This is a genomic window from Gordonia jinhuaensis, from assembly GCF_014639795.1.
In the GTDB taxonomy this organism is placed as follows: Bacteria; Actinomycetota; Actinomycetes; order Mycobacteriales; family Mycobacteriaceae; genus Gordonia_B; species Gordonia_B jinhuaensis.
Genome location: NZ_BMGC01000052.1, coordinates 1 through 13072, shown reverse-complemented (window position 1 = coordinate 13072; position 13072 = coordinate 1). Strand labels below are relative to the sequence as shown.

At 63.9% G+C, this 13072-nt stretch carries 8 protein-coding genes and 1 tRNA gene; 1 reads left to right on the top strand and 8 read right to left on the bottom strand.

Annotated elements, in window-relative coordinates:
- Positions 1 to 115: 115 nt before the first annotated feature.
- The 7 genes from polA to IEW22_RS18645 form a co-directional block, all read right to left on the bottom strand.
- Entirely contained in the window at positions 116 to 2887 is a 2772-nt protein-coding gene (gene polA / locus IEW22_RS18675) for a DNA polymerase I (RefSeq protein ID WP_373284253.1), read from the bottom strand.
- A 96-nt stretch (positions 2888 to 2983) separates the two neighbouring features.
- A complete protein-coding gene (locus IEW22_RS18670; RefSeq protein ID WP_188588706.1) occupies positions 2984 to 3805 on the bottom strand; it encodes an ABC transporter ATP-binding protein in 822 nt (273 codons plus the stop codon).
- Positions 3805 to 5064 carry an ABC transporter ATP-binding protein gene (locus IEW22_RS18665; protein WP_407066596.1) on the bottom strand — a complete coding sequence of 420 codons (1260 nt, stop codon included), beginning with the start codon at positions 5062 to 5064 and terminating at the stop codon, positions 3805 to 3807. Before IEW22_RS18665 ends, IEW22_RS18670 begins: the two co-directional genes overlap by 1 nt.
- Complete coding sequence (locus tag IEW22_RS18660) at positions 5057 to 6046, bottom strand: branched-chain amino acid ABC transporter permease (protein WP_188588704.1); 990 nt, start codon at positions 6044 to 6046, stop codon at positions 5057 to 5059. The genes IEW22_RS18665 and IEW22_RS18660 overlap by 8 nt, the downstream gene beginning before the upstream one ends.
- An 18-nt stretch (positions 6047 to 6064) precedes the next feature.
- Positions 6065 to 7372 (bottom strand): branched-chain amino acid ABC transporter permease, encoded by a 1308-nt coding sequence (locus IEW22_RS18655; protein ID WP_188588702.1) that lies wholly within the window; start codon positions 7370 to 7372, stop codon positions 6065 to 6067.
- Positions 7373 to 7565: 193 nt separating this feature from the next.
- Positions 7566 to 8855 carry an ABC transporter substrate-binding protein gene (locus tag IEW22_RS18650; RefSeq protein WP_188588700.1) on the bottom strand — a complete coding sequence of 430 codons (1290 nt, stop codon included), beginning with the start codon at positions 8853 to 8855 and terminating at the stop codon, positions 7566 to 7568.
- Between the two features lie 660 nt (positions 8856 to 9515).
- Positions 9516 to 10136: an ANTAR domain-containing response regulator gene (locus IEW22_RS18645; protein WP_229742893.1), complete on the bottom strand. Its 621-nt coding sequence runs from the start codon at positions 10134 to 10136 to the stop codon at positions 9516 to 9518.
- A 197-nt stretch (positions 10137 to 10333) separates the two neighbouring features.
- On the opposite strand from IEW22_RS18645, the gene IEW22_RS18640 reads away from it, so the two are divergent.
- A tRNA-Leu gene (locus IEW22_RS18640) sits at positions 10334 to 10407 on the top strand.
- 1301 nt (positions 10408 to 11708) lie between these two features.
- Here the strand turns inward: IEW22_RS18640 and IEW22_RS18635 are convergent.
- The gene (locus tag IEW22_RS18635; protein ID WP_188588709.1) at positions 11709 to 12956 is read right to left on the bottom strand and encodes a lipase family protein; all 1248 of its coding nucleotides are present in this window, start codon (positions 12954 to 12956) and stop codon (positions 11709 to 11711) included.
- Between the last annotated feature and the right edge of the window lie 116 nt (positions 12957 to 13072).

The following is a 13072-nucleotide window of genomic DNA, read 5'->3' as shown; positions in this document are numbered from 1 at the left end:
GTACCGATGGAACCCTGAGCAAGTCCCATTCTGTCACTCAGACAGGGCATTTCGTCTATCCCTCATCCCCCGGACAGGTACAAATCGGTGGATCGAGGCTTAGTGGGAGGACGACTCAGTGGGCGGCGTCGTCCCACGACCGGCCCCAGCCGACCGACACGTCGAGCGGAACCGACAACTCGATGGCCGAACCCATCTCCTCGCGGACGAGCTGCTCGAGCTGTTCACGCTCCCCCGGTGCGACCTCGAGTACCAGCTCGTCGTGCACCTGCAGCAGCATCCGTGACCGGAGATCCTGCGCCTTCATGCGCGTGTCCACGTTGAGCATCGCCACCTTGATGATGTCGGCAGCCGACCCCTGGATCGGCGCGTTGAGCGCCATCCGCTCGGCGGCCTGACGCCGCTGCCAATTGTCGCTGTTGAGATCGGGAAGATAGCGTCGGCGACCGAAAACTGTTGCGGTGTAACCGTTTGTCCGCGCCTCCTCGACCACCTCGTGGAGATAGTCTCGAACACCGCCGAACCGCGCGAAGTAGGCGTCCATCTGTTCTTTCGCCTCGTCGCGACCGATGCCCAGCTGCGCGGCCAGACCGAATGCACTCAACCCGTAGGCGAGGCCGTAGGACATCGCCTTCACGCGACGGCGCATATCCGGGGTCACCTCGTCGATAGGCACCCCGAACGCACGGGAACCGACGAAATTGTGCAGGTCCTCGCCCGTCCGGAAGGCCTCGATCAGCCCCTCGTCCTTCGACAGGTGCGCCATGATTCGCATCTCGATCTGGCTGTAGTCGGCGGTCATCAGCGTCTCGAAGCCCTCGCCGACCACGAAGCCGTGCCGGATGGCACGTCCGGCATCGGTGCGGACCGGGATGTTCTGCAGGTTCGGATCGGTGGAGGACAAGCGGCCGGTTGCCGCGATGGTCTGGTTGAAGGTGGTGTGGATACGGCCGTCGTCGGACACCGATTTGAGCAGGCCGTCGACGGTGACCTTCAGCCGTGTCGCGTCGCGGTGATCGAGGAGATGCTCGAGAAAGGGATGTCCGGTCTTCTCGAACAGTGATTGCAGCGCATCGGCGTCGGTGGTGTAACCGGTCTTGGTCTTCTTCGTCTTGGGCATGCCGAGCTTGTCGAACAGGATCGTCTGCAGCTGTTTGGGCGAACCGAGGTTGATCTGCTCACCGATCTCGGCATAGGCGGCCTCGGCCGCCGACCGCACACGGTCGGCGAACTCCGATTCCAGGTTCTCCAGATGATCGGTGTCCACGGCGATCCCCGCCGCTTCCAGTTGCGCCAGAACGAAACTCAGTGGCAGTTCCATGTCGGTGAGCAGTGGCAGCGAGTCGATCTTGTCCAACTCGTCGTCGAGCACATCGGCCAGATCGTGTACGGCACGGGAGTCGAGCATGAGTGTCTGCGCGCGTGCGGCCTCGTCAGCACCGTCGTCGTCGAGCAGCGACAGCTGCGATTCGTCGGGTGCGTCATCGGCCCGCATCTCCCGGTGCAGATAACGCAATGCCAGGTCGTCGAGGTTGAACGACCGCTGACCGGGGCGCACCAGATAGGCCGCCAGGGCGGTGTCGCTGGTGACGCCGGCAAGTGCCCAGCCACGACCGCGCAGTGCGTGGATCGCCCACTTGGCCTCGTGCAGCGCTTTGGGTCGATCGGGATCGGCGAGCCACTGCCCCACCGCCTTCTCGTCGTCGGCATCCATCGCCGCGGTGTCGACGAATGCCGAGGCGCCGTCGGCGGCGGCGATCGCGATCGCCTCGGCGTCGGAGCCGTAGACCTGTTGCGGTCCGCGCACCGACAGTCCCGCGCGGGAACCGTCGGCCAAGTGCTCACTGAGCCATGCCGCGACCGAACCCGGCGCGAGCACCTCACCCTGGACGTCGAACCCCGACTCGGCCTCGGGCTCCACCGAACTGAGCGTCGCGAACAGCCGGTCCCGCAGGACCCGGAACTCCAGATCGTCGAACAGCTGGTGGATGCGGTCACGGTCCCAGGGCGAGAGCACCAGATCGTCGGGCCCCATCGGTAGCGTCATGTCGCGCACGAGCTCGGTCAGGCGCCGGTTCATCAGCACGCCGGCCAGGTGTTCGCGCAGCGCGTCGCCGACCTTGCCCTTGACCTCGTCGACGTGATCGACGAGTCCCGACAGAGAGCCGTACTGGTTGATCCACTTGGTCGCGGTCTTCTCCCCGACGCCCGGGATACCCGGCAGGTTGTCGCTGGGGTCACCGCGCAGCGCGGCGAAGTCGGGGTACTGCTCCGGCGAGAGCCCGTACTTCTTCTCGACTTCCTCGGGAGTGAACCGGGTGAGTTCGGAGACACCGCGTTTGGGGTAGAGGACGGTGACGTTCTCGTCGACCAGCTGCAGCGAGTCCCGGTCCCCGGTGACCACGAGGACCTTGTAACCGGCGTGAGTCGCCTGAGTGGCCAGAGTCGCGATGATGTCGTCGGCCTCGTACCCCTCGATGGCCATCACCGGGATACCCATCGCCGACAGGACATCCTTGGTGAGGTCGACCTGGCCGTTGAACTCGTCGGGAGATTTGGAGCGCTGCGCCTTGTACTCGGGGAATACCTCGGCGCGAAATGTCTTGCGCGACACGTCGAATGCGGCGGCGACATGTGTGGGTTGTTCGTCGCGCAGCAGGTTGATCAGCATCGAGGTGAAGCCGTACACGGCATTCGTGGTCTGCCCGGTGGCCGTCTTGAAGTTCTCGGCGGGCAGTGCGAAGAAGGCGCGGTAGGCCAACGAGTGCCCGTCGAGCAGCATCAGTGTGGGCTTCGACTGGCCACCACTGGCTGTCCGCCCACCCGCGGCCTTGGCCGGCCGATTCGCGGTGGTCGTGGAGGTCGGGGTCGTGTCGGTGGTAGCCACCCGAGTCAGTCTAGTGGCGAGCACCGACACGCCCATCGCCCCGCCGACCACCGCGAGCGGGCGCTCACCCGTGTCCGGCGTCCTGTGCGACTCGTATCAGGAGTCGCTCCCGGGCTCGGCCGCAACCGAGGTGCTGCCGTCGGAGGTCGACGCACGCTGCGCTTCCTCGGCTTCGACGTCGGTGGCCAGGGTGCCCAGGTAGAGCTCGATCACCTTGGGATCGTTGGCCAGCTCGCGGCCGGTGCCGGTGTAGGAATTGCGTCCCTGGTCGAGCACATAGCCGCGGTCGCAGATCTGCAGGCATCGCCGGGCGTTCTGCTCGACCATGATCACCGTGACCCCGGTGCGGTTGATCTTGCGAGTGCGGATGAAAGTCTCGTCCTGACGCACCGGGGACAGCCCGGCCGAGGGCTCGTCGAGCAGCAGCACCGACGGTTCCATCATCAGCGCGCGCGCCATGGCGACCGACTGGCGTTCGCCGCCCGACAGCCCGCCGGCACGCTGTTTGCGACGCTCCCCGAGTACCGGGAAGAGCTCGTAGATCGCGTCGAGACGCTCGCGCAGCTTCTTGGGACGCAGGAACAGCCCCATCTGCAGGTTCTCCTCGATGGTGAGCGAGGGGAACACGTTGTTGGTCTGCGGAACGAAACCCACACCCGCCTGCACGAGTCGGTTGGTCTTGGCGTTGGTGATGTTCTCACCGTTGAGCAGCACCTTGCCGTCGTGGACGGGGACCTGCCCGAACAGCGCCTTGAGCAGTGTCGACTTGCCGGCGCCGTTGGGTCCGATGATGCCGATCAGTTCGCCGGGATAGGCCGTCAGGCTGCACCCGTTGAGGATGTTGATTCCCGGCAGGTATCCCGCGACCAGCTCCTGGGCGTCCACCACCGGATCACCGTCGCCGGTGTAGACGACCATCAGCGCTCCTCCTTCTTCTCGTGGCTGCCGGGTTCGACGACGTCGGCTGCCTCCGCTGTTTCGGCGGCCTCCCTGTCGGTGACTGCGGCCTCTGTGTCGGTGACTGCGGCGACCGACTCCTCGACGCCCGTCTCGTCCACCTGGACCTCGCCCTCGCGCACCTCGGCCGCATACTCCTCGGCCGCTGCCTGCACCTTGCTGAGTCGCTCGTCCTCCGCCTCGATCGCCGCGTCGAAATCCTCGTCGAGCAGCGCGTCGTCGCCGAGGTCGTCGTCGCGGTGGGCGCCGAGGTAGGCGTCGATCACCGACTGCTGGTTCATCACCGTCGCAGGCGTTCCCTCGGCGACGATGCGGCCCTCGGCCATCACGATGACCCAGTCGGAGATGTGGCGAACCACGTGCATGTCGTGTTCGACGAACAACACGGTGGTGCCGGTGTCGCGCAACGTCTCGATATGCCCCAGGAGTGACTGCGTGAGCGCCGGGTTCACCCCGGCCATCGGCTCGTCGAGCATGATCATCGCCGGGTCGCTCATCAGGGCTCTGGCCATCTCGAGCAGCTTGCGCTGGCCGCCCGACAAGCTGCCGGCATAGTCGTCGCGCTTCTCGTAGAGCTTGAATCGGTGGAGCAGGTCCTCGGCCTTCTCGCGGATCTCCTGTTCGCGTTGTTTCCACAGCGGACGCCACAGGGCCATCGACAACTTCTCGCCCGGTTGCGACTGCGACCCGAGAAGCATGTTGTCCATCACCGTCATCCGCGACAACGCTTTGGTGAGCTGGAAGGTGCGCACCATCCCCGCCTGCGCCACCTTGTAGGCGCTGGTGGAGGCGAGCTCTTTGCCCTGGAATTCCCAGCGTGCCGTGTTGTCCGACGACCCGAACAGTTTCTTGGCACTCGAGGGTCGATCGAATCCGGTGATGAGGTTGAAGAACGTTGTCTTGCCGGCGCCGTTGGGGCCGATGAGCGCCGTGATCGCTCCGCGCTGCACCTCGAGGTGGTCGACGTCGACTGCCGTCATCCCGCCGAACTGACGGGTGATGCGGTCGACGACCAGGATCGGGTCGGGTTTGGGCGAGCCGGGCATCTCGTCGACGGCTGCGAGCTTCGCCCGCAGCACCGAACGGTCGTAGTCGTATCCGCTGTTGTCGGGTGCCGCTGTCGTGGCAGCCCGATCGGCTGTGGTCGCGCCGGTGGTCTCTGGGCCGGCCCGGTGGCGACCCGAGTCGCCACCGCCGACCGGTGTGGTCGGTTCAGTCACCGAACGACAGCTCCTTCTTGTTGCCGAGGATGCCCTGCGGCCGGTATATCACCAGCAGCATCAGCCCGATACCCACCAGGAACCAGGTGAACTGCGGGATCTGCTGCTGATTCATCACGGTCGAGGGCACGTACTCGGTGATGACGTCACGCAGGGCGACGACCACCATGAAGTACAGGATTGTTCCCAGGATGGGCCCGAAGATGGTCGCCGCGCCACCGAGGAACAGACATGTGTAGATGAGGAACGTGGTGGTGCGCCCCATGGAGTCGGGCTGCACCGATGCCGACAGCACGTACATCACGCCGGCCAGCGCACCGATCACGCCGCCGAGGATGAGGCTCTGCATCTTGTACAGATAGACATTCTTGCCGAGGCTTCGCGCGGCGTCCTGGTCCTCGCGAACACCGCGGATGGTGCGACCCCAGGGGCTGCGCATCAGCAGGAAGACCAGCAGGCTCACCACGGCCACCAGCCCCCAGGTGACGATGCGCAACCACCAGCTGTCGCCCTGGCTGTAGGGATGCTCCCACGGCCCGAGACTGAACTGCCCGTCCTTGGGGAACGGCGACAGGTCGGTGAATGCGTGCTGATAGACACTGCCGGGGATACCGGCGACGGCACCGGTGTAATCGGCGAGGCTCTGATTGCCGCCGATTATTCGTACTATCTCGGCCGCCGCGATCGTCACGATCGCCAGATAGTCACCGCGCAATTTCAGCGTCGGCAACCCCAGGATGATCGCGAGTGCTGTCGCGGCGAGCACCGCCATCACCAGACCCAGCCAGAAGTCGCCGCCGTATTTGACGGTGATCGCGAATCCGTAGGCGCCGATGAGCATGAAGCCCGCCTGGCCCATGTTCATCAGGCCCGTGTAACCGAAGTGGATGTTGAGGCCGATCGCCGCAAGCGCGAACGCCGCGGTGACCGAGGACAGCACCTGGGCGCCGAAATCGGTGAACAGTGAAGTGAGGAAATCCATTGGGTCCCTTTTCCGTTCTTAGCCGACCCGCTCACCACGGCCCAGGATGCCCTGGGGACGCAGAAGCAGTACGAGGATGAGGATCAGCAGGGAGGTTCCGTACTTGAGGTCAGCTGAGACCACCAGCGTCGACATCTGTGTGACGATGCCGATCACCAGCGAGCCCACCAGCGCTCCGAAGGCGGTGCCGAGCCCGCCGAGGGTCACCGAGGCGAACAGCAGAAGCAGGATCTGGATACCGGTCGACCATTGAATACCTCCGTTGACCAGTGCGTAGAGCACCCCGGCGAGGCCGGCCAGTGCCATCGCGACCGTCCACACCAGCCGGATGATCCTGTCGACGTCGATCCCGGATGCCGCAGCCAGGGAACGGTTGTCGCTGACTGCTCGCGTGGCGCGACCGATACGTGTGCGGGTGAGACCGAAGCCGACCACCACCAGCACCACGATCGAGATCAGCATGGCGATGTAGGCGTTGGGGGTGATGTTGAGCGGTCCGGTGTTGCGCTGCACCGATTTCGACACGGGGAGAACCTGGGAGCCCAGGAAGAACTGGAATGCGTAGTCAAAGGCCAGCGCGAGACCGATGGTGACCACCATCAGCTGCATGAGTCCCAGACCGCGCTTTCGCAGCGGACCCCAGATGACCCTGTCCTGCAGGTAACCCGTTGCACCACAGATGATCACGATGACCACGGTGGCGAGGATGAAGTTCCAGCCGAGCTTGATCGCGAACACATAGGCCAGCACACCGCCGAGGGTGACCTGTTCAGCGTGTGCAAAGTTCGACAAGCCCGTGGTGCCGTAGATCAGCGAGAGACCGACCGAGGCGAGTGCCAGCAGCAGACCCAGCAGCAGACCCTGGGAGAACTGGTTCCACACCTTCTTGGCGCCCGAGGGCGGCCCGGTGGTGGTCGCCTTGGAGCCCTTGCCGTGACCGCTGAGGCGGAACACTGCGGGCTGCAGCTGTCCAACCGTTGCGGTGACGGTCAGTTGCGGAGTGGCGGCGGTGACACCCTTCGGCAGCGTCGAGGTGTCGAGCTGCAGGGTGTAGGCGCCGGATTCGGCGACCTGGAAGACGAACCGGCCGTTGTCGTCGGTCTTCGTCTTCGCCGAGGCGCCGGCGCTGTCCCGCAGCGTCAGCTCCACGTCGGCGACACCATTGTCGTTGTCGTCGTTGAGGGTGCCCTGGACACAGCCGGCGGTGGGACCGGCCGAACAGTTCGGTGGTGTGGTGATCGGCGCGGCCGACGCCTGGGGCGCGAGCGCGAGAAGCGAGCACAGCGCGACGAACGCGGCGATGACCGCTGTTGTCGCACGGCGCATGTGAGGGGAGCCGGCTGGTGACCGGCGAGATTGTGTGAGCACGTGAGCCCAGACCTTCCACTGCATCTGTGACGGTGACTGACTCGAACAAATCGGTCACTCGAACCCGTTCGAACCCGCCGAACAGGGGCGGTCGGTAATCCGGCCGCCCCTGTTGGTCGGGATCGCCCCGTTCGGTAACCGAGTCGCTAGGTCAGGCGACGGTGCCCTTGACGGAGGTGAGGAACTTCGACGGAGCCTTGCCCACGTACTGGTAGATGGAGATGTAGCCCGACGACGGATCGTGACCCTCGGTCAACGGCCCGATACCCGAGGGACCCTGGTACCAGATGTTCTTCGTACCCTTCTTGATGAGATCCGAGCATTCGGCGAAGGTCTTGCACTTGGTGCCGTTCTGCGTACCGGTGACCGGCAGGATGTTGGCCTGGATCGAGGCCGGATCCGACTTGCCCGCCACTTCGGCCGCCAGTGCCATGGTGATCACCGCGTCATAGGACTCCGCAGCGTATCCCCAACCGGTGATGGTCGAGTTCTCGTTCTTCTTGTACCAGCTCTGCAGCGTGTCCTTGAACTCGTCACTGGGGTTGATGCCCTGCGTCGATCCCTTGGCGCCCGTCAGATCCGGGACGCCGGCATCCTTCGAGTAGTCGTTGAGGTTGCCGTCGACGAGGTACACCTTCTTCATGTTCCAGCCGGCCGAGGCGAGCGCCGGCAGGATCTGGGTGGTCTGATCGAAGGCGTCGATCACCACGGCGTCCGGCTGGGTGCCCAGCGCCGCGGAGACGGTGGATCCGAAATCGGTTTGGGTGGAGGGAAATTCCTGTCCCTTACCCTTGGCGCCATAGGTCACCTGGCCACCCGAACCGGTGATCGACTTCTCGATCGAGTCACGCAGGTTGGTGCCATAGGAATCGTTGAACACCAACAGCGCGACCTTGGTGTTGCCGTCGGACACGATCTGCTTGCCCAGCGCGTCACCCTCGACGCTGTTCGGGGGCGCGTTGCGGAAGTACCACTTGGAGATACCGGTGAGCTTGTCGTCGGTGTTGGCCGGCGAGAACATCACGGTGTTACTCGCTGCCACCGTCGGCAGGACGTTCTCGGTCACCGAGCTCGACTCCGCGCCGAGGATCGCCGACACCCGTGACTGCAACAGCTTCTGAATGTTCTGCGCACCGATGGTCGGGTTGTTGGTGTCGCTGGAGTCGGTGGAGATGATGCAGGCGTCCTTGCCGTTGACGCCACCGTTCTTGTTGATCTCCGACAGCGCCTGTCCCGAGCCCGCGACAGCGGCCGGGCCGAGCGAGGCGAGGGATCCGGTGAGCGGCAGGAAGGTACCGAGTTTGAACGTGGTCGCGTTGTCAGCGCTCGCGTCGCATGTCGGGGCCGCGGCCAGCGCCGAACCGGAAGACGCCGACTCCGAAGAGCCGCCCGATGAGGACGACGAACTGGAGCACGCCGCCACGAGGAGTCCTGCCGCCATGACGGCAGTGAAGCCGCCGACGACGCGGGATGTCCGAGTGAACAAGTTCGGACCCTTTCTGTTCGATGCGAGAAAACGACAGCCCCGATCGATCTGGGGAGTGAGGAGAACAATATGCCCGCTCGTGTTTCCGCAACGTGTCAATGCGATGACGAACTGACGCGAACTGGGCATCGTTACATGTTCGTAATTTATTCACGGTTTTGCGTCACATCGTTCGATTCATGCGACCGACAAACTCGCGAAAGGGCGCCCGCGCAAGAGTGGAAGGGTATAGAGTCCGCCGCCTTTCGGAACTCATCAGACATCTGCAGATGTGACTGTCCCACAGCATGATTCGAATTGCATGACGCAACTGGCGCACTGCGCCACCGATTGCCAAACGAATACCATTCGATTACTCGCGTGCCGAGTGCGTTGTTCGTGAGTTCACGATGTGGCGACAGCCTCCACACCGATGATCCTTCACCGGGAATGATCTTCACCGAGAGACGGTCTTCACTGACGGGGATTTTCGTTGCCAGAAAGTGAATTCGACGAGACTCGTGTACCAGTTCCCCACTTTCCTCGGTCTGACATACAACCGAGCCCGCGGAATATCCGCGGGCTCGGTTCGTCTGCGCCGTGGTGCGTCGTCGCACCTACCGTGGTGGGTGCCGGTCAGCTCGGCTGGGGGCCGAGCGTCTCGATGATCACCTCGGCCACCGCCTTCATCGTGGTGCGACGATCCATCGCCGCACGCTGAATCCACTTGAACGCCTCGGGCTCGCTGAGATTCTGGCTCTGCATCAGCAGTCCCTTCGCACGTTCCACCAGCTTGCGGGTCTCCAGCCGCTCGGTGAGGTCGGCAACATCCTTCTCCAGCACCGACAGTTCGGTGTAGCGGCTGACGGCCACCTCGATTGCCGGCACGAGATCGGCCTTGGTGAACGGCTTGACCAGATAGGCCATCGCCCCGGCGTCGCGCGCGCGCTCGACGAACTCGCGCTGACTGAACGCCGTCAGCATCACCACCGGCGCGAGTCGCTTCGAGGCGATCTCGGCGGCGGCATCGATACCATCGCGGCCGGGCATCTTGATGTCCATGATCACCAGATCGGGAGTGAGCTCCTCGGTCAACCTCACCGCGACGTCACCGTTGGGCGCCTCGCCGACCACCTCGTATCCCTCTTCGCGAAGCATCTCGATCAGATCCATCCGGATCAGCGAATCGTCCTCGGCCACGAGAACACGATGAGTCGTCGACGTCGACGCCTCCGGTGTCGCCCCTGATGCGGTCACCTACACCACCTCTGCATTGAGTGAGCGCGGCCGTACAAGGCCGCACCTGCGTGTTCGGCACCCCCACACGATCGTGCGGCCCCGAGATCACCCCATATCTGACCTAGAGAGACTACCGCTTGACGACGCCATCAGCCGTTCATCTAGAGTGGTCCACTGCACCCAGCTCGGCGCACACCACGCCAGGCGAGGCGCACGCCCTCGTAGCCCAATTGGCAGAGGCAACGGATTCAAAACCCGTCCAGTGTGAGTTCGAGTCTCACCGAGGGCACGTGACACCCCTGCTCAGTAGGGGTTTTCTCGTCTCTGAGTTTGTCATGCGGCAAATGCTTGCATGGCAGGCGCATGAAGTGAGGGCGTCCCCAACAGGGCTTTTGCGACCCCTTCGGCAAGTAGTCAAGCCGGAAGGAACACGTCTCATGTCTCACCCATCGCGGGTATCAGATCGCACCTGCATACGTCGTCACGCGGTAGCCGGCACTCTGCTCACCATCGGCGGGTATCGGGCATCTGCAGATTGCCGAGACCGGTTTCCGACAATGGGCATTACGGTGGACCACGAAGACCTCCGGGGTGAGCGCCTACGTTTGGCGCGATGTGTCGTGGAGGACGGTTGACCGCTGCGCCGGGCAGCCGGACGATTCCAAGTAAGCCGCCTGATCAGGTAGGCGGAGAAAGGAACCGGATCGCCCAACGGACTGTGTGCTGCCCCGTCGAACCGGAGTTCGTCGGTTTCGGTTGGGCCCTTGGATTTGTGGTAGTCGGATCGTTCCCGCGGATCGCGCTGCCTCGGCGTGTGGTGAACTCCAAGTCCTGAACCTCCGACCCGGCGCATTCGGCCTTGCGAAGTCCCGAGTATGGCAGGAAGTACACCAGCAACTCATAGACCGGGTACCGCTCCCCTACGATCCGCGCCGTCTTGGCGATCGCTCGGCGGTCAGCGGCTGATGCTGAAAGCCTCGCGGTCACCTACAGTGTGCCCGGCGCTGAAATCCACCTTCTCGGTTGGGCTGGCGATGATAGCGCCGTCGCGCGTGGCGTACTTGAGGACGGCACTCAACGCGAGCCAGGCGTGCTTGACGGTTCTCGGGGCGAGGTTGCGTGCTTCCAGCTCTGCGAGTAGGTGCTCGCGGTCCCGAGAGCTGACACTCGCCACAGCCCGACCGCCGAACCACTCAAGCGGTTAGCGTCGCGACACCTTGTCGCAGTCGTCCGAGCGCGCTGCTTCAACCGGCCCTGAGCCACCTTGACTTGTCGGCTTTCGATCCACGCCTGCGCGTAGGCGGAGATCGCCACACAGCACCGGATCACCGAGCCTGTTGCAGCGCGCGAGCCACCTCAGTGTGAATAGGTGACAGCGTTGACCGATGCCGACGCGGTCGGACTGATGTCCACCCAGACCGCAAAGGTCGCCGCAAGCCATCTCGGCGCCGCGTCACTACGACGCGCGGTATTCGCCAGTGCCGCTAGTTGGCATGGTCGCGAGTCCACCGGTCGACGAAATCTTCTCGGCCGATACGTGCGTCAGCTGGTTGCACACCTCAGCCCACGGTTTCACCTCGCCGGCGAGGGTCAGTCCGTCGGTAGCGGTCCCAGAGTGTTCCCGGTGGGAATATTCGTGCAGTACTTGGCCGGTCGATGGGCAAAACGGTCGGCGAGGAACTTCTCGGCATCCGGAGCCCACGGTAGAAAGGCGTCGAAGTGGCTGAGCTTCGGATACGACTTGTACTGCGTCTGAACGCCCTCACGGCAGTAGCGAGTCGCGAGCCCTTGGACATCGCCGTCGATCATGATGCCGTCGCCAGTTCCGTCGACATTACCGACCCCGAGGAACATCGGGCTGCGCGGCTTTCCAACCCAGCCCATGATGTTCTGGTTGAACGCGGCGGGGATGCCCGGAATACTGAGAAGTCCCGGGTACTGGGGCGCGAGCAGTTGGGCATCAGTCAATCCGGGGTATTTCGTCGCGAAGTCGATCAAGCACTTGCCTTGCGTCTGCGCCAATACCGCGGCTCCCTTCGGGGACAGGAACTGCCTGATGCCGAGGTTGAAGACGTCGCTGTAGACGTTCATCAGTGCGGGGATGACACCGGCCCACTGCGCGCTGCCGTTCACGTACGGCAAATTGTGTGAAGGCTGTACGAGGACGCCGCCCGCAGCGGCCCCGATGATGTTGAGTTCGGGGGCGTAGGTGGGCGCCAGATCCGCTCCGAAGCCGGTGGGCACCGAACCGCCGGAATACCCGAAGAGACCAACGGGTGTCGATGCCGGGAGCCGAAGGTGACGCTCGGCAGCCCGGAGACTGTCGAGTGCTGTCTGCGCCGACTCCCGCCCCATGGTCCAGCGCATACTCAACCCCTCGTAGTCAGGAACCACGACGGTGTAACCCTGCGCAAGCAAGGTTCCAATGGTGAGGTCGTCGAATTCCGGTCCACGCCCGGTGTTTCCGCCACGAAGCGCATACGACGGGTCGCATTGGGAACCCAATGCGTCGTAGGGAGAGTGATAGGAAATTACCTTGCGCGGTCCGCTGACCGGCGGCTCAATGATCGTGGTAACCGCCGCAGTCGGCTTTCCGAACTGGTCGGTGGTGCGGAAGAGGATTTGCGACGCGATCGCAGGAAACCGCTTGTTGCCATAGGCGAGTTGCACGATCCGGGTCTTGAGAGGTGTTCCGGGGGAGATCTTCGCGAGATCTCGCCCCGACCCGTAGAACGGATCTCTGGACGGTAGGACAAGCGTGTCCGCGGTCGCAGTGCCCGGCGCGGCAACACTACCGACCACAACCGTTCCGAATATCAACGCCAGTAGTGCCACCATTGTGGTCATTGAACGGCGGTGTCATACCCTCGAAGCAACGGTAGCCGAGAGGCGTTGGTGGACAGGGGTTGTAGTGGGGCGCAGGATGTTGACGATCGAGGATCGAGCGGAGATCG